A 17,839-nucleotide genomic window follows, 5' to 3' on the forward strand; every position below is an offset into this window, starting at 1 on the left:
TGCCGGGCCCCGGCTCCTGACCCGGCCCGCCCGGCGAAAGCGGCCACCACCTGCGCAGATCCGGCGAAGCGGGCAACTCCGGCGCGCCCGAGACGGTGGACTTCCACCGACTGTCCCCCGAGAATTGCGTCCGTGACAGGTGGTGTGAAGTGACCGCGGGTGGGGGGCCCGTGCCGGAAGAGGAGCCAACCAGACCGCGACGGCGCGTCGGACCCTACGAGGCCTCGCTCCAGGAGTCGGCCCATCAGGCCGAGGTGGCCCACCGGGCGCGGATGCGGGCGGCCCGTCGCCGCCACGCCCTCATCGCCGCCGTCACCGTGGTGGCCCTCGTCGCGGTCGGCTTCGTCGGCTGGCGGCTGCTCACCCCCGCCGCCCCGCCCACGTCCGTGCCCGCCACGGCCGCGGCTCCGGTGTCCTGCACCGACGCCACCGCCGTGACCATCGCCGCCGCTCCCGCAGTGGCGCCGGTTCTCGCCGCCCTGGCCGAGACCCTGAGCAAGGAGGCGAGCGGCCCATGCGCCGCCTTCACCATCGAGCCCGTCGAGTCCTTCACCGTCTCGGGGACGGTCGGCACGGCAGCAGAGCCCGACGCGTGGGTCACCGACTCCGCTGAGTGGATCGCCCGCGCAGGGACGCTCGCCGGCCGGGAGATCACCGTCCCGGAGCCCTTCGCCTCGACCGGCGTCGTCGTGGCCCTCCCGGTCCCCGCGGCGGAGGAGATCGGCGACCAGGCGAAGTGGTCCGCGGCGATCACGTCCCGGACCCCGGTCCGGGTCCCCGACCCGGCCCGTTACGCCGTCGGCGCGGCAGCGCTCGCGTCCGCCGCCGGTGGCCTGCCGCCGGACCGGGTCGCTGCCGTGGCCCAGGCCAACGCCTCCGCACCCGCCCCGGGCCTCGGGGCCGTGGCGGAGGCCGCGACCCCCCTGGGCGTCGTCGTGACGGCGGCCCAGCTGCTGGCCCACAACGAGTCGAACGACGCCCGGGCCCTCGCGGCCGTGGCGCCCGTCGACGGAGCCGCGTTCCTCGGCTACCGCCTGGTCACCCTCACCGACAAGGCCGAGGTGGCCGAGCTCGTCGCCGACTTCGCCGCCTACCTCACGACCGAGGAGGCCAAGACGGCCTTCTCGGAAGCAGGGTTCGCCACGCCCGGCGGTCCCGAGCCCCAGATGCCCTCGCCGCTCTACGGAACGGTCACGGACCGGCCTGCCCCGGACGCCGCGGCCCTCAAGGCTGTCCGGGCCGCGTGGGCCGCCGCCACCCCCAAGCGCCAGACCCTCCTCGCTCTCGACGTCTCGGGGTCGATGCTGCGCCGGACCGACCAGGGCACCCGGCTCGCGGTGATGCAGGAGGCGACCCTCCAGGCGATCGCCGGGATGCCGGGCTCGAGCCGGCTCGGGCTCTGGGCCTACTCCCTGCACATCGGCAAGCAGGGCGACGACTTCCGCCCCCTGCTCAACGCCGCACCGGTGGGCCATTCGTCGCACCTGCTCGACCTGCGCAAGCAGGTGGGGGGGCTGACCCGCTCGGTCGGCGGCGGGCGAGGGCTCTACGACACGATCGTGGCCACCTACCAGCGGGCCCGGGCGACCTACACCAAGGGCCAGCTCAACTCCGTCGTCATCGTCACCGACGGGCTCAACGACGACGACTACGGCGCCTCCCTCAGCGTGGCGCTCAGCAGGGTCAAGAAGCTCGTCGACCCGCGCAACCCGATCCGCATCACCATCGTCGGCTTCGGCAGCGAGCCGGACGCCAAGGCCATGACTCCCTTCGCCCAGCTCACGGGTGGGCGCTACGTCAACGCCGCCGAGCCCAAGGACCTGCTCCCCACGCTCCGAGGAGTGTTGGGCGGCTGACCGGCTCACCGGAACTCCGGCCGCACACTCGGTGAACTCCTGTCGCCACGGCGGTGTCGACAACATGAACAAGCCTGCCTCACCGGGTGCCTGACCTCTCTGGCGAAAGGACTGGGGCACAACCGATTTCAGCCGCCTGACCGATCTGCCTGACGCCACTGACCGCCCGCCCGGCGGGCGCTGACCCCGGTTGGCCGCTCGCTCGGATCGGCCCATACTCCGGTCGTGGACTTCGGCGGGCGCAACGAGACAGGCAGGGACGACACCACGGACGCTCCTCGTGCGGGGAGCCGGCGGATCGGGCCCTACGAGGCCTCCCTCGTCGACAACCGCGAGCGCGTGCAGCAGGCCGTGAAGCGCCAGCAGCAACGGCGACGCCAGGTGCGGATCAGTGTCGCTGCCGCTGGTGCCGTCGCCCTCGTGGCCGCTGGCGGGGTGGGTCTCCAGCTGCTCCGCGACGGGACACCCACCCAGCTCGCGGCCCCGGGAGTCGTCCCCGAGGCACCGACGAGCCAACGCGTCGCCTCGGGCTGCAAGCGGCCGGCGAACCTCACCGTGGCCGTCCCCTCCGCCATGGCGCCGGCGTTCGCCGAGGTGGTCGAGGCCTTCAACGCGCAGCCGGGGGTGCCGTGCGCGAGCTTCACGGTCGTCCCGCTCGAGGCGAGCACCGTCGCCCAGTCGCTGGCCGGGCCGACGCGCCCGGACGCCTGGGTCCTCGACGCCGACCTCTGGCTCGAGCAGGCCAACAGCCGCGCCGGCCTCGGACTCGTCGCTGACGAGCCCTTCGCCGCCTCGCCGGTCGTGCTGGCCATGACCGGCCCTGCCGCCGACGAGGCCGAGGGCTCCGGCTGGCCGCAGGTGGTCGCGCCGGCAGAGGAGGACCTGCGGCTCGTCCTGCCGGACCCGGCGACGTCGACCGTCGGCCTGCTCAGCCTCGCAGCGTCGGCCGCCCACCTCCCCCAGTCCCGAGAAGCCGGCGAGTCGGCTCTGCGCCAGGTGGCCGAAACGAGCGGTTCGGTGCCCGTAGCCGCCTCGGCGCTGGTCGCCGCCAGCGACCCCGGTCGGAACGTGACCACTCCCGTGTCGCTTTCCGAGCTGGCCCGCTACAACGCTGCGAACCCCCGCTCGCCGCTGACCGGGGTCGCCCCGGCCGAGGGGTCGCCCGTCCTCGAGTACTCGCTCGTGGCCGTGGCGGACGGCACCGTGGCCTCCCGGGTCCTGCGGAGCCTGCGCGACTTCCTCGCCTCCGACGAGGCCCGCGCCGTGGTGACGACCCACGGCTTCACGGCGCCGGGGCAACCCGCCGCGGCGCCGGCGCAACCCGGAGCGGCGCCGGGGCAACCCGCCGCGGCGCCGGCGCAACCAGCGGCGGCACCCTCGACAGCGGCGACACCCGTGCGAGGGACGGTGCAGCCGCTGCCGGCCCCGAGCCTCGCGGCCACCGAGAAGCTGCGCGACACGTGGGCCGCACTCCAGCCGGCGCCACACGGCATCCTCGCCCTCGACACCTCGGCGACCACGCTCACGAGGCTCGACGGGGAGACGATCCTCGACCACATCACCCGGGGCGCCCAGATCGGCCTCGCGGCGCTGTCGGACCGCTCGAAGGTCGGGGTGTGGCTCTACGGGCAGCACCTCGGCCCCAAGGGAGAGGACCACCGCGTGGTCGTCGCGCCCGGTGCGCTGAGCGGGGCCGGACAGCTGCAGGCGATCGCGCAGGGGCTCGAGTCCCTGCCGTCGGTCGCGGGCGGCGGCCGCGGGCTCTACGACACGGTCATCGCCGCGGTCGACGCCGCCCGGACCGGGGGCCAGCCCGGGCGCGCGAACACGGCCGTCGTCGTCACCGCCGGGCCCAACGACGACGACTTCGGCGCCTCCCTCGGTGCGGTCAAGGCGGCCCTGCGCCGCAGCTCCACCGAGCCGGCCGTGCGCCTCGTCATCATCGGCGTCGGCCCGAAGCCGGACGCCAAGCTGCTGACCGAGGTCGCCGCCTCGGCCGGCGGGACCTACACCGCGGTGCAGCAGGCCGGCGACCTGGCCCCGGCGATCACCGCCGCCCTCAACGGCGGTCAGTGACCGGAGCCGCACAGGCGAAGCGCCGTCCTTCGGGTACGGGTGACCCGACGTGGCGTCGGGTCAAAGAGCGGCCCGGCGTCCCGCCACGTCCGGACCCGTGTGGACGAGCGCCCGTGGGACGCCGATCAGTCGGGTCAGTGCAGCGACCCGGCGTCCTCGAAGGCCCCGTCGTGGCGCACCGCGTCCGCCTCGGACCCGGAGAGACGCTTGATGTCGCGGCTCAGCTCGTGCGGCAGGGCGAAGAGGAGCGACTCCTCGGCCGCGACGACCGGCTCCACCGTGGCGTAGCCGCGCTCGGCGAGCCAGGACAGGACGTCCCGCACGAGCACCTCGGGCACGCTCGCGCCGGACGTGACGCCGACGGTGGTGACGCCCTCGAGCCACGCCTCGTCGATCTCGTCGGCGAAGTCGACGAGGTGCCCGGCCCGCGCGCCGTGCTCGAGCGCGACCTCCACGAGGCGCACGGAGTTGGAGGAGTTGCGCGAGCCGACGACGATCATGAGGTCGGTGTCGGGGGCCATCTGCTTCACGGCGAGCTGGCGGTTCTGCGTGGCGTAGCAGATGTCGTCGCTCGGCGGGTTCTGCAGGGCCGGGAACTTCTCCCTGAGCCGCTTGACCGTCTCCATCGTCTCGTCGACGGACAGCGTCGTCTGCGAGAGCCAGACGACCTTCTCGGGGTCGCGGACGGTGACGTTGTCGACGTCGGCGGGGCCGTCGACGATGGTGATGTGCTCGGGAGCCTCACCCGAGGTGCCGATGACCTCCTCGTGCCCCTCGTGCCCGATGAGGAGGATGTCGTAGTCGTCGCTCGCGAACCGCACCGCCTCCCGGTGCACCTTGGTCACGAGCGGGCAGGTCGCGTCGATCGTCTTGAGGCTGCGGGTGCGGGCCTCCTCGTGGACGACGGGGGCGACACCGTGCGCGGAGAAGATGACGGTGGCGCCCTCGGGCACCTCCTCCGTCTCGTCGACGAAGATCGCGCCGCGTCGCTCGAGCGTGCTGACGACGTGCTTGTTGTGCACGATCTGCTTGCGGACGTAGACCGGCGGACCGTACAGCTCGAGCGCCTTCTCCACCGTCACCACCGCGCGGTCGACGCCCGCGCAGTAGCCGCGGGGGGCGGCAAGGAGAACCTTCTTCTCGGGCTGACTCATGCGTCCATGGTAGGTGGGCGAGCGATGACCTCCCCAATCGTGACCGTATGCCGCTGGGCTCACTCCCAGCCCCGTCGCACCTCCCTGGGTCGGCGGCGGGCCGTAGGGTGACCCCCGTGAGCACGATGGGACCGCTGCCGGAGCGGGCGGCCGAGACCACCGCCGAGCAGCCGTGGCCGGTGCGGGTCCTCAGCCTCAAGATCGCGGACTACGTCGACAAGATGTCCCAGCTCTGGGTCGAGGGCCAGGTCATCCAGTTCAGCCCCCGGGGCGGGACCGCCTTCCTCACCCTGCGGGACCCGGACGTCGACATGTCCCTGTCGGTCTCGGTCTCGATGAACGCCGTCAACGCGATGCCCATCCCGCTGACCCAGGGCGCCCGGGTCGTGCTCCAGGCGAAGCCGACCTTCTGGACCAAGCGCGGGACCCTCCAGCTCGAGGCGAGGCAGATCCGGCCGGTGGGCATCGGCGACCTCCTCGCGCGGGTCGAGATCCTCAAGCGGACCCTGGCCGCGGAGGGGGTCTTCGACGCGGACCGCAAGAAGCCCATCCCGTTCCTGCCCCAGCGGGTCGGCCTCATCACGGGGCGCAGCTCGGCCGCGGAGAAGGACGTCGTCGAGAACGCGCGGAGACGGTGGCCGGCCGTGCGCTTCGAGATCCGGGAGGTCGCCGTCCAGGGCAGCACGGCCGTGACCGAGGTCTGCGCCGCGCTCGTCGACCTCGACGCACACCCCGAGGTCGACGTCATCGTCATCGCCCGGGGCGGCGGCGCCCTCGAGGAGCTGCTGCCCTTCTCGAACGAGGCGATGATCCGCGCGGTCGCCGCCGCGCGCACCCCGGTCATCAGTGCCATCGGCCACGACGTCGACCAGCCCCTGCTCGACCTCGTCGCGGACTGGCGCGCGTCGACGCCGACCGACGCGGGCAAGAAGGTCGTGCCCGACGCAGCCCGCGAGACCGCACTCGTGACGGCTGGCCGCGACCGGCTCCGGCTGGCCCTGGGCCGCCGGGTCGAGGTCGAGCGACGCGGGTTGCGCTCGCTGCTCAGCCGGCCGGTCCTCGCCGACCCGGTCGCCCAGGTCCGGGTGCGCCGGACCGAGATCGAGGCGCTCCGGGGGCGGGCCGCGGTGCGCATGGAGGGCCGTCTCACCCGCGCCGGCGACCAGGTCGAGCACCTGCTGCGCCAGGTCGCGGCCCTGTCCCCCCAGTCGACCCTCGACCGGGGCTACGCCGTCGTCCAGCACCGCGACGGACGGATCGTCATGGACCAGGACGACGTCGGGATCGGCGAGCTGCTCCGGGTCCGGGTCGCCCGCGGTGACTTCGGCGTGCGCCCGGTCACCGATGGTGTCGACACGCCACCCGAGCGCGATGCCCCTGCCCGGGGCAGGTTCCCGGCCGGCTCAAGGACCATCTCCAAGGGCACCTCCAAGGGCACCTCCAAGGGCACCTCCACGGGCACCTCCACGGGCACCTCCACGGGCACCTCCACGGGCACGGCCACGCCGACGAAGCGTGCCCGGCGGACCGCGTCATAGGCTGTCACCATGGCTGAGACCGACTCCCAGACGACGTTCCCCGACATCGCGCAGCTGCGCTACGAGGACGCCCGCGAGGAGCTCATCGGGATCGTCGCCAAGCTCGAGGCCGGACAGGCGCCGCTCGAGGACTCGATGCACCTCTGGCGTCGCGGCGAGGCGCTGGCGGCCCACTGCCAGAGGTGGCTCGACGGTGCGCAGGCCGAGATCGAGCGAGCCACGGGGGCGCGCGACACAGCCCGCCCCGACGAGCCCGCGGAATGACCCGCGAAGCGAGCCCAGCGGCATACCCCCACTTCCAACGCAACACACCCGCTTACCGTCTGGACCCACCGCCTGCAGAAGGCACCACCACGCGACAAGCGGGTGTGTTGCGGAAGCGTCAGGGGGCCGGGGGGACTTCGCGCAGTGCGGCGACGAAGGCCTTGAGCTCGTCCTCGGCCGCGGTGCCGCTCGCGACGAGCGTCGTGTCGTCGGCGCCCGCCGCCGGCTCGACGTAGCTGACCTGCGACCCGCTCCGCGCCACGTACCGCTCGAAGGTGCGCCCGGCCACGGTGACGGAACCGTCCCGCGTGCCGTCGTTGACCGACCGGGCGACCCAGCCGTCGGTGGCGTCGGCCGCCTCCTTGAGCGCGATGTCGCCACCAGCGGGCGTCTGCCACACCGTGGTGAAGGTGGGGACGTTCTCGGTCCCGGGGCCGTAGGTCGCCACCGTCGGGACCCAGCCCGCGCCGAGGCCCTGGGGCAGCTCGAGCGACCGGCCTGTCTCGGCGACCGTCGCCCGCGCCTTGCCGACGGCGTCGACCGCCGGGCGCTGCACCTCGCTGATCCGGGGCACGATCGCGACCAGAGCGGCGACGAGGAGGCCGATGAAGAGCAGCGACCGCAGCATGTTGGGAAGGGAGCCCATCGAGTAGCGGCTGGGACGCGGCGCGTCGCTCGGCACGTCACTCGGCGGGACGGTCTCCGGGGCGGTCATGGGACCATCGTCCCCGAGGTGGCGGACCGCAGCCAAACCCGCCCCACCGAACGCTGCTCGGGCCGGGTCGGTGGCAGGTCGGTGACCGCCTGGGCGGACCGATAGGCTGGCGGCGTCCGCGATGACGCAGAGCCGGAGGATCCGATGAAGCACAGCCCCCCCGATCGCAACCTAGCCCTCGAGCTCGTCCGAGTCACCGAGGCAGCAGCGATGGCCGGTGGGCGCTGGGTCGGCCGCGGGGAGAAGAACAAGGCCGACGGGGCCGCCGTCGAGGCGATGCGGGCGATGATCTCGACGGTCAGCATGAACGGCATCGTCGTCATCGGCGAGGGCGAGAAGGACAACGCCCCGATGCTCTACAACGGCGAGCACGTCGGGGACGGCACCGGCCGCGAGTACGACGTGGCCGTCGACCCCATCGACGGGACGACGCTGACCGCCAAGGGCATGCCCAACGCCGTCTCGGTCATGGCCGTCGCCAACCGGGGTGCGATGTACGACCCGTCCGCCGTCTTCTACATGGACAAGCTCGCCACCGGGCCCGACGCGGCCGACGTCGTCGACATCCGTCTGCCCGTCGCGGAGAACATCCGCCGCGTGGCCAAGGCGAAGAACGAGACCCCGGCCGACGTGACCGTCGTCATGCTCGACCGCCCGCGCCACGACGAGCTCGCCGACGCGGTCCGGGCCACGGGCGCCCGGATCCGCTACATCACCGACGGCGACGTCGCCGGCGCCGTCATGGCGGCCCGGCCCGGGACCGGGGTCGACCTCCTGCTCGGGGTCGGCGGCACGCCCGAGGGCATCATCGCCGCCTGCGCGATCAAGTGCGTCGGCGGAGTGATCCAGGGCCGCCTCTGGCCCAAGGACGACGACGAGAAGCAGCGGGCGCTCGACGCCGGCCACGACCTCGAGCGCGTCCTGTCCACCGAGGACCTGGTGACGAGCGACTGCTTCTTCGTCGCGACCGGCATCACCGACGGCGAGCTGCTCCGCGGCGTCCGCTACGGCAGCAACTCCGCGCGCACCCACTCGCTCGTCATGCGCTCGCGCAGCGGCACCATCCGCACCATCGAGAGCGAGCACAACTTCAGCCGACCCGGCTGGTTCGGTGCAGCCGACATGGTCGAGGACTGACGGACCCGTCCATGCCTGCGCCTTCGTCAGCAGCCGGCCCCCGCGCGCGCACCCTCGTCATCGGCGAGGCGCTGATCGACGCGGTGACCAGGGCGACCGGTGCCGGTGAGGAGCACGTCGGCGGCAGCCCGGCCAACGTCGCGATCGGCCTCGCGGCGCTCGAGCACCCGGTCTCGCTCGCGACCTGGATCGCCACGGACGACCACGGCAACCGGATCGCCGACCACTGCCGCGAGCGCAAGGTCGACCTGACCCCGGGCTCCCAGGGTGCGCCGTTCACGTCGGTGGCGCACGCGACCCTCGACGAGCAGGGCGCAGCGACCTACCGCTTCGACCTCGAGTGGCAGCTCCCCGCCGTTCCGGGCCTGCCGGACTACGGGCACGTCCACACGGGCAGCATCGCCGCCGTCCTCGAGCCGGGCGGCAGCGCCGTCCGTGACACCCTGCGGGTCGCGCGCTCGACGGCGACCATCTCCTATGACCCCAACGCCCGGCCCACGCTGATGGGCGACCCGGTGCTCGCCCGGAGCCTGATCGAGGAGTGCGTCGCCCTCGCCGACGTCGTCAAGGTGTCGGACGAGGACATCGCCTGGCTGCGCCCCGACGAGAGCGTCGAGGACGTCGTCGCCGACTGGTGCGCGCAGGGAGCGGCCCTCGTCGTCGTCACCCGCGGCGGCCAGGGCGCCACCGCCACACTGTCCCGGACGGGTGAGACCCACACCACGTCCGTCCCCCCCGTCACCGTGGTCGACACGGTCGGCGCCGGCGACTCCTTCATGGCCGGCCTCGTGTCCGGGCTGCTCGACGCCGGCCTGGCCGGCGGGCCCGAGGCCCGAAACCGCTTGCGGCGCGCGGACATCGGCGACGTCGTGCCCGCGCTCGAACGAGCCGTCGCCACCAGCCGGCTGACCGTCGCCCACCCGGGCGCGCACGCGCCGACCCGGACCGACCTCGCCGGTGGATGACCAGCCATTCGACAAGACCGACTGTCACCCGCGACAATCGGCGCGAATCCCCGAGTAGGTTGCTCGGTGGTTCATGTCTCGACGCCCATCCCCCGGGGCGTCTTCATGTGAGGATCACCCGTGACCAACCCCCTACCTCCACAGCGTCCATCCGGTTCCTACGAGCAGAGCCTGACCGAGACGCGGGCGGCGCGGAAGGCGCTTGAGGCGCGCATCGCTGCCGCCCGCCGCCGGCGGAGACTGGGGGCCGTCGTCGCGATCCTCGCCGTCATCGGCGGAGGCATCGGTGGGGTCGCCTGGTGGATGGGCCGCGACACGGCGCCGCAGACCGCCCCGGTCGTCGCCTCCGCCCCGACCAAGCGGTGCTCGACGCAGACGCCCGTGACCCTGTGGTCCGCCCCCTCGATGCAGCCGGCCGCGGTCGCGCTCGTCAAGGCCTTCCAGGCCGACCCGAACTCCCCCTGCGTCGACTACCAGGTCATCTCCCGCAAACCGATCGAGGCGATGATCGGGCTCGGCAAGGGCCAGCCCAACCGCCCGGACGGCTGGATCCCGGACTCCCCCCTCTGGGTCCAGAAGGTCAACCAGGCAGCGGGCCTCAACGCCAAGATCGCCACGCCGTTCGCCGAGAGCCCGCTCGTGGTCGCGATGGACCCCGCCGAGGCCGCCAAGCTCGACGCGCAGCCCGCATGGCTCGAGCTCGTCGCCTCCGATTCGCCCATCCGGATGAGCGACCCGCGGAGCACCACCGCCGGGATGCTCACCCTGTCGACGACGCTGCCGCTGCTCAGCCCGGAGCAGGGCCGGGTCATCATCCCCAAGCTCGCGCAGCAGATGGCGGCCTCGGACGACCAGCTCTTCGCCACCTACACCTCCGAGCCGGCCAAGGCGAGCGCCTTCCCGACCTCGGAGGCGGCCCTCGCCGAGCACAACCGGGTCAACCCGCAGAACAAGATGGTGGCCGTCATCCCCGCAGAGGGGACGCCGTCCTTCGAGTACACCCTGATCAACGTGTCGACCAACCCGGCCAAGGCGCAGGGCATCGAGGCGCTGCGCGCGTTCCTCCGCTCCGAGGAGGCGGCCAAGACGCTCGCGTCGTTCGGGCTGCGCTCGACCGCGGTCCCGGTGACCCTCCCCACACCGCCCGGCAGCATCGGCGAGATCAAGCCGGGCTCGACGCCGAACGCCGCCCAGGTGACCGCCGCGATCGACGTGTGGCAGGCCGCGACGACGAGCTTCCAGCTGCTCTCCGTCTTCGACGTCTCCGGCTCGATGAACGAGAAGGTCGGCAACACGACGCGGGTCCGGATCACCCAGGAGGCCGCCGGGATCGCGCTCAACGCCCTCCCCCGTTCGACCAAGCTCGGCCTCTGGGTCTTCTCCAGCGACAAGGGCGGGGGCCGCGACTACAAGGAGCTCGTGCCGCTCGGCCTGCTCAGTGATGACGCCCAGCGTGCCCGGATGGCGGCTGCTGCAGCCTCGCTGAGCAAGGAGGTCGACGGCTGGACCGGCCTCTACGACACGATCTGGGCCGCCTACTCCAAGGTGAAGGCGAGCTACGACCCGCAGCGGGTCAACGCCGTCGTCATCCTCACGGACGGCAAGAACGAGGACCCCGGTGGCGGGCTCTCGCTCGAGCAGCTGCTCGCCAAGATCAAGGACGCGACCGATCCGAAGCGGCCGATCGCCATCACGACCATCGGGATCGGCCCCGGCGTCGACGCCGAATCGCTCCGCAAGATCTCCCGAAGCTCCTACTCCGACTACTACGGCGCCGAGAACCCGGCCGACATGACGACCGTCCTCGCGAAGGCGCTGTTCGACCACGAGTGCAAGGACGGGGTCTGCGCCTGAGCCAAGGCGTGAGGACACGAGCGAGGAACGAGCGAGGCCCGGAGCGCCGATTCGGCTCAGGCGCCAGAGAGCGCGCCTGAGCCAAGGCGTGAGGACACGAGCGAGGAACGAGCGAGGCCCGGAGCGCCGATTCGGCTCAGGCGCCAGAGAGCGCGCCTGAGGTAACAGCAGGTGAAGGGCCCCCGGCGCGCCGGGGGCCCTTTGCCGTCGTCTGGGCCCGGTGGCAACCCGTTGGCAACGTTTCGTCGCACCTACTGGTTTCGGCCCACGCTAAAGGGTAGGAATGAGAGCGGTGGTGTGACTCACCTCACGGGCACAGCTGCCCGGATGGCACAACTCACGACGAGGAGTGGCGAATGAGCGGTATCCGTAAACGAGTCGTGCTGGCGGGGGGCGTGGCGGTCGCCATGACCTTGCTGACGGGATGCCTCCAGAACCCCAACCCCACGGGCGGGGCCGGCGGCGCCGGTCTCGGCGGCTTCGTGGACGGCGGCAGTCCGGACGGGGACAAGAAGGTGACGATCCTCGGTGCGTTCGGTGGTGCCGAGCAGAAGGCCTTCGAGTCGTCCCTGACTGCGTGGGAGCAGCAGAGCGGCATCGACATCCAGTACACCGCCGACCAGGACTTCACCACCACCATCAAGCAGAAGGTCAACTCGGGTGACTCGCCGGACATCGGCCTCTTCCCCCAGCCAGGCGGTCTCCTCGAGTTCGCCGGCCAGGGCAAGGTGCAGCCGATCGACACCTTCCTCGACTACGACAGCCTCGACTCCACGCTGATCCCCGGCCTGCTCGACTCGGCTCGCTACAAGGGCCGGGTCTACGGCGCGCCGATGCGGTTGGCCGCCAAGAGCTTCGTCTGGTATCCGAAGGAGCCCTACAAGGCCGGCGGGTACGACCCCCAGCCGAAGTCGATCCAGGAGCTGCAGAAGGTCGCCGACCAGATCAAGGCCGACGGCATCGCCCCGTGGTGCATGGGCTGGGAGTCCGCCCAGGCCACCGGCTGGGTCGGCACGGACTGGATCGAGGAGCTCGTCCTGCGGATGTGGGGACCGGACGTCTACGACGACTGGACCTCGCACCGCATCCCGTTCAACGACGACCGGATCGTCAAGTCGTTCGACGAGTTCGCCAAGATCGCCAAGGACGAGACGATGGTGCTCGGCGGCCCCAAGGGCGTGCTCAGCACGGCCTTCGGCAAGGCCGCGCTGCCATCGTTCAAGAACCCACCCCAGTGCATGATGGAGCGCCAGGGCAACTTCGTCCTCTCGTTCTACCCGAAGGACGTCCTCGCGGACCTCAACAACAAGGTCGGCATCTTCGTGTACCCGCCGTACGACGGTGGCTTCGAGGGCCAGCCGATGCTCGGTGGCGCGGACCTCGCCGCGGTGTTCAACGGCAACGACGACGACGTGAAGAAGGTCATGGAGTTCCTCACCTCCGACAAGTTCGGCGCCGAGTGGGCCAAGGCCGGCGGCTGGCTGTCGCCGCACAAGACCTTCGACGGCTCCAACTACCCCGACGACATCACGCGGTCCGTCGCGAAGTTCGCCGCCGACGCCGATGTCTTCCGCTTCGACGGTTCGGACGTCATGCCCAAGGCCGTCGGCTCCGGCAGCTTCTGGACCGAGATGGTCAAGTGGGAGAACGGCCAGTCCTCGAAGGAGACGGCTGACAACATCGAAGCAAGCTGGCCGAAGTCATGAGCACCGCGATCCCGAAGGTCATCAACGAGGAGGCCCAGCCACCAGATCGCACGGTGGAGGGTCCGGACAACGTCGGTCGCGCCCAGCCGGTCAAGATCCTCATCGGCATCGTCGGCATGCTCGTCGTGGTCTGGTTCCTCGCCAACCTCTTCCTCGCCTTCAGCTACTACCCGGAGTGGTTCGGCCACAAGATCGTCATCGGTCTGCTGGCGATCGTCGGCGGGGTCGGCGGGGCGGCGGTGCTCTTCTTCTTCCTCAACATGTTCGTCGAGGGGTTGCCGGGCCGGCTGTCGCAGGGTGTCATCCCCTATGTCTTCCTGCTGCCGGGCCTGTTCTTCGTCGCTCTGATGCTGATCTATCCGACGTTCCAGACGATCAACTACTCGTTCGCCAACTCGGACAGCACCGCCTACGTCGGCCTGCAGAACTACCGGACGATCTTCGGGGACCCGGAGTTCCGGCAGTCGATCGTCAACAACATCCTCTGGCTGCTCATCGTGCCGGCGGTCGTGGTGGCCTTCGGCGTCATCGTCGCAGTGCTGACCGACAAGCTCTCGGCTGGCGGTGAGAAGCTCGCCAAGAGCCTCATCTTCCTGCCGATGGCCATCTCGGCCGTGAGTGCGTCGGCGATCTGGCTGCTCATCTACGCCTACAACAACCCGGGCCAGGAGCAGATCGGCCTGCTCAACGCCATCTGGACCGGCCTCGGCGGCACCCCGCAGGTCTGGCTGCAGATCGAGGCGGCCAAGCTCAACTCGATCCTGCTCATGGTGATCCTCATCTGGCTCCAGGCCGGGTTCGCCATGGTCCTGCTCTCCTCGGCGATCAAGGGCGTCCCGGAGGACACCCTCGAGGCGGCGCGGATCGACGGGGCGAGCGAGCTCCAGATCTTCTGGCGCGTCGTCATCCCCCAGATCAAGGGCACCATCATCACGGTCTTCGTCACCGTGTTCATCACCGTGCTCAAGATCTTCGACGTCGTCTACGTCACGACCAACGGTTCCTACGGGACCAACGTCATCGCGAACCTCTTCTTCAACAAGCTCTTCGCGGCCAGCGAGGCGGGTCAGGCCACGGCCATCGTCGTCGTCCTGCTCATCGCGGTGATCCCACTGATCTGGTACCAGATCAGGCACTTCCGCAACGAGGAGGCAAACCGATGAGCCGCCGGATGATGAAGGATGGACGGCCGCTCAGCCCGTTCTCCATCGTGGTGATGACGCTGCTCACGCTGCTCTGGTCGATCCCGACCATCGGCCTGCTCGTCACCTCGTTCCGCAGCCGGGACGACGCAGCCGGGTCCGGCTGGTGGTCGGCGCTGTTCAACCCCTTCGCCAGTGACTGGACCACGAGCAACTACAGCGGCGTGTGGACCGGTCAGGACTTCTCGAGCGGGTTCATCAACAGCATCGTCGTGGCCATCCCGGCGACGATCATCCCGATCATGTTCGCGGCCTTCGCGGCCTACGCGTTCACGTTCATGGACTTCCCGTTCAAGGAGTTCTTCTTCCTCATCATCATCGCGGTCATGGTGGTGCCGATCCAGGTGGCGTTCCAGCCGATGCTCGACATCCTCGGCCCGCGCGGCCTGGGGATCTCGGGCAGCTACATCGGGGTCTGGCTGCTCCACACCGGCTTCGGCATGCCCCTGTGCATCTACGTGCTGCGCAACTACATGAGCACGCTGCCGCTGAGCGTCGTCGAGTCCGCCAAGATCGACGGAGCCACGCACTTCCAGACGTTCTGGAAGCTCGTCGCGCCGATGTCGATCCCGGCCATCGCCGCGTTCGCCACCCTCCAGTTCCTCTGGGTGTGGAACGACCTGCTCGTCGCGAAGCTGTTCCTCAACAGCGCCAACACGACGGTCATCGTCAAGCTCCAGCAGCTGCTCGGCACTCAGGGCCAGGGGCAGGAGCTGCTCACCGCGGGCGCGTTCATCTCGATCGTCGTCCCGATGATCGTCTTCGTCGCGCTGCAGCGCTACATGGTCCGCGGCATGACGTCCGGCGCTGTGAAGGGCTGAACGATCGCTGTCGCAATCAACGGCTGAACGATCGCTGTCGCAATCAACGGCTGACGCCCACCCGCTGACCCAGCCACGTCGGTCCCCTCCCAGCCCAACTACGCTGGGAGGGGACTTTCGTATGCCGCTGAGCTCAGCGGCATACGGCCGTGGCCTCCCAGCCCTCCCGCGCAACCCGAGAAAGGACACCTCCGTGGCCGAGTTCGCCTACGAGGACCTGCTGCCCATCGGCAGCGACGAGACGCCGTACCGGCTCCTCACGACGGAGGGGGTGCGCGCGGTCGACGGGCCCGGAGGGCGCACCTTCCTCGAGGTGGACGACGAGGCCCTGCGGCTGCTGACCGAGACGGCGATGCACGACATCGCGCACTACCTGCGCCCCGGGCACCTGCAGCAGCTCGCCAACATCCTCGACGACCCGGAGGCGAGCAACAACGACAAGTTCGTCGCGCTCGACCTGCTCAAGAACGCCAACATCGCGGCCGGCGGGGTGCTGCCGATGTGCCAGGACACCGGCACGGCGATCGTCATGGGCAAGCGCGGCCAGCAGGTGCTCACCGAGGGAACGGACGAGCGCGCGATCAGCCGAGGGGTCTACGACGCGTACACACGCCTCAACCTCAGGTACTCGCAGATGGCACCCGTCACGACGTGGGACGAGCGCAACACCGGGTCGAACCTGCCCGCGCAGGTCGAGCTCTACGCCGACACGGCGCCCGGGCACGAGACGACCTACAAGTTCCTCTTCATGGCCAAGGGCGGCGGGTCAGCCAACAAGAGCTACCTCTACCAGGAGACGAAGGCGATCCTCAACGAGCAGGCCATGCTGCGCTTCCTCGACGAGAAGCTGCGCTCGCTCGGGACCGCCGCGTGCCCGCCCTACCACCTGGCCATCGTCATCGGCGGCACGAGCGCCGAGTTCGCCCTCAAGACAGCCAAGTACGCGTCCGCGAAGTACCTCGACACCCTGCCCAAGCAGGGGAACGCGGTCACGGCCCACGGCTTCCGCGACACCGAGCTCGAGGAGAAGGTCCTCGAGCTGACCCGGCGGTTCGGGATCGGCGCGCAGTTCGGCGGCAAGTACTTCTGCCACGACGTGCGGGTCGTGCGGCTGCCCCGGCACGGCGCCTCGCTGCCGGTCGCCATTGCCGTGTCCTGCTCGGCCGACCGCCAGGTCCTCGGCAAGATCACCCCCGAAGGTGTCTTCATCGAGCAGCTCGAGACCGACCCGGCCCGGTTCCTGCCCGACCAGAGCCACGAGGGGCTCGGGGAGCTCGGCGAGCACGCCGAGGACGCCGTCGGCGTCTCGTCGACGAGCAAGAACGTCGTCGTCAAGATCGACCTCAACCAGCCGATGGCGGACATCCTCGCCGAGCTGGCCAAGCACCCCGTCAAGACGCGGCTCTCGTTGACCGGGCCCTTGGTGGTGGCGCGCGACATCGCGCACGCCAAGATCAAGGAGCGGCTCGACGCCGGCGAGCAGATGCCGCAGTACCTCAAGGACCACCCGGTCTACTACGCCGGACCCGCCAAGACCCCCGAGGGGATGGCCTCCGGGTCGTTCGGGCCGACGACCGCCGGGCGGATGGACTCCTACGTCGACCAGTTCCAGGCGGCCGGGGGGTCGATGGTGATGCTCGCCAAGGGCAACCGGAGCCAGCAGGTCACCGACGCCTGCGCCGCTCACGGTGGGTTCTACCTCGGCTCGATCGGTGGACCCGCCGCGCGGCTCGCGCAGGACTGCATCAAGCACGTCGAGGTGATCGAGTACCCCGAGCTGGGTATGGAGGCGATCTGGAAGATCGACGTCGAGGACTTCCCCGCCTTCATCGTCGTCGACGACAAGGGCAACGACTTCTTCGCCGAGGTGAGCAAGCCGATGGCGTTCACCATCTCCAAGCGACCCGGACTCGAGTGAGGACAGCATGAGCGAGAACACCACTGCCCCCGACGGGTTCGACGACCTGCTGGAGGCCAACCGGCGCTACGCCGACGACTTCCACCTCGGCGGTTTCGATGGGATCGCCCAGGCGGGCGTCGCCATCGTCACCTGCATGGACTCGCGGATCGACCCCCTGGGGATTGTCGGGCTCAAGCCGGGCGACGCGAAGATCTTCCGCAACCCGGGTGGCCGCGTCACCGAGGCGGCGCTCGAGGCGCTGGTCCTCGGGACGCACCTGCTCAACGTCAAACGGATCCTCGTCGTCCCGCACACTCGCTGCGCGATGACGAGGTTCTCCGAGAACGAGCTGCGAGCGCGGATCACCGAGCTGTCGGGGGTCGACGCGTCGTGGCAGAGCTTCGGCGTCATCGACGACCAGGTGCAGAAGCTGCGCGAGGACCTGGCCAAGGTCCGTGCGCACCCGCTCATCCCGGCCGACACGGTGGTCGGGGGCTTCGTCTACGACGTCGACACGGGCCTGCTCGAGCCAGTGGCCTGATCCGAGCACCCACCCACTCGAGTGTGCATTTCCTGCCCGGCACGAAGTGCACACTCGACGAGGAGGGGGCCCGGCACGAAGTGCACACTCGACGAGGAGGGGGCCCGGCG

14 protein-coding genes are annotated in these 17,839 nt (G+C 70.6%); 12 read left to right on the forward strand and 2 right to left on the reverse strand.

The window, feature by feature from the left end; translation table 11 throughout:
• Window positions 1–170 precede the first annotated feature (170 nt).
• On the forward strand, window positions 171–1,856 hold the full coding sequence (locus tag INTCA_RS13585) for a substrate-binding domain-containing protein (protein ID WP_041307749.1): 1,686 nt from the start codon (window positions 171–173) through the stop codon (window positions 1,854–1,856).
• Between the two features lie 225 nt (window positions 1,857–2,081).
• Window positions 2,082–3,932: a substrate-binding and VWA domain-containing protein gene (locus INTCA_RS13590; protein WP_013493504.1), complete on the forward strand. Its 1,851-nt coding sequence runs from the start codon at window positions 2,082–2,084 to the stop codon at window positions 3,930–3,932.
• A 134-nt stretch (window positions 3,933–4,066) separates the two neighbouring features.
• Here INTCA_RS13590 and INTCA_RS13595 read toward each other — a convergent pair whose 3' ends face one another.
• Window positions 4,067–5,086 carry a 4-hydroxy-3-methylbut-2-enyl diphosphate reductase gene (locus tag INTCA_RS13595; RefSeq protein WP_013493505.1) on the reverse strand — a complete coding sequence of 340 codons (1,020 nt, stop codon included), beginning with the start codon at window positions 5,084–5,086 and terminating at the stop codon, window positions 4,067–4,069.
• A 125-nt stretch (window positions 5,087–5,211) separates the two neighbouring features.
• On the opposite strand from INTCA_RS13595, the gene xseA reads away from it, so the two are divergent.
• Window positions 5,212–6,624, forward strand: a complete 1,413-nt coding sequence (gene xseA, locus INTCA_RS13600) for an exodeoxyribonuclease VII large subunit (protein ID WP_013493506.1) — start codon at window positions 5,212–5,214, stop codon at window positions 6,622–6,624.
• 9 nt (window positions 6,625–6,633) lie between these two features.
• Complete coding sequence (locus INTCA_RS13605) at window positions 6,634–6,888, forward strand: exodeoxyribonuclease VII small subunit (protein WP_013493507.1); 255 nt, start codon at window positions 6,634–6,636, stop codon at window positions 6,886–6,888.
• Window positions 6,889–7,006: 118 nt separating this feature from the next.
• On the opposite strand, the gene INTCA_RS13610 is transcribed toward INTCA_RS13605, so the two are convergent.
• A complete protein-coding gene (locus INTCA_RS13610) occupies window positions 7,007–7,603 on the reverse strand; it encodes a DUF4245 domain-containing protein (RefSeq protein ID WP_013493508.1) in 597 nt (198 codons plus the stop codon).
• Window positions 7,604–7,747: 144 nt separating this feature from the next.
• Here INTCA_RS13610 and glpX point away from each other — a divergent pair, with 144 nt between their 5' ends.
• The 8 genes from glpX (at window position 7,748) to INTCA_RS13650 (ending at window position 17,729) form a co-directional block, all read left to right on the forward strand.
• Window positions 7,748–8,740, forward strand: coding sequence for a class II fructose-bisphosphatase (gene glpX / locus INTCA_RS13615; protein WP_013493509.1), 993 nt, complete (start codon window positions 7,748–7,750; stop codon window positions 8,738–8,740).
• An 11-nt stretch (window positions 8,741–8,751) separates the two neighbouring features.
• On the forward strand, window positions 8,752–9,705 hold the full coding sequence (locus tag INTCA_RS13620) for a PfkB family carbohydrate kinase (protein ID WP_013493510.1): 954 nt from the start codon (window positions 8,752–8,754) through the stop codon (window positions 9,703–9,705).
• A gap of 120 nt (window positions 9,706–9,825) precedes the next feature.
• A complete protein-coding gene (locus tag INTCA_RS13625; RefSeq protein WP_013493511.1) occupies window positions 9,826–11,559 on the forward strand; it encodes a substrate-binding and VWA domain-containing protein in 1,734 nt (577 codons plus the stop codon).
• A gap of 356 nt (window positions 11,560–11,915) precedes the next feature.
• A complete protein-coding gene (locus INTCA_RS13630; protein WP_013493512.1) occupies window positions 11,916–13,265 on the forward strand; it encodes an ABC transporter substrate-binding protein in 1,350 nt (449 codons plus the stop codon).
• Window positions 13,262–14,428 carry a carbohydrate ABC transporter permease gene (locus tag INTCA_RS13635; protein WP_013493513.1) on the forward strand — a complete coding sequence of 389 codons (1,167 nt, stop codon included), beginning with the start codon at window positions 13,262–13,264 and terminating at the stop codon, window positions 14,426–14,428. Before INTCA_RS13630 ends, INTCA_RS13635 begins: the two co-directional genes overlap by 4 nt.
• Entirely contained in the window at window positions 14,425–15,288 is an 864-nt protein-coding gene (locus INTCA_RS13640) for a carbohydrate ABC transporter permease (RefSeq protein ID WP_013493514.1), read from the forward strand. Before INTCA_RS13635 ends, INTCA_RS13640 begins: the two co-directional genes overlap by 4 nt.
• 193 nt (window positions 15,289–15,481) lie before the next feature.
• On the forward strand, window positions 15,482–17,206 hold the full coding sequence (locus tag INTCA_RS13645; RefSeq protein WP_041307751.1) for a fumarate hydratase: 1,725 nt from the start codon (window positions 15,482–15,484) through the stop codon (window positions 17,204–17,206).
• 7 nt (window positions 17,207–17,213) lie between these two features.
• The gene (locus INTCA_RS13650) at window positions 17,214–17,729 is read left to right on the forward strand and encodes a beta-class carbonic anhydrase (RefSeq protein WP_013493516.1); all 516 of its coding nucleotides are present in this window, start codon (window positions 17,214–17,216) and stop codon (window positions 17,727–17,729) included.
• The last annotated feature ends 110 nt before the right edge of the window (window positions 17,730–17,839 follow it).

Source organism: Intrasporangium calvum DSM 43043, from assembly GCF_000184685.1.
GTDB classification, from domain to species: domain Bacteria; phylum Actinomycetota; class Actinomycetes; order Actinomycetales; family Dermatophilaceae; genus Intrasporangium; species Intrasporangium calvum.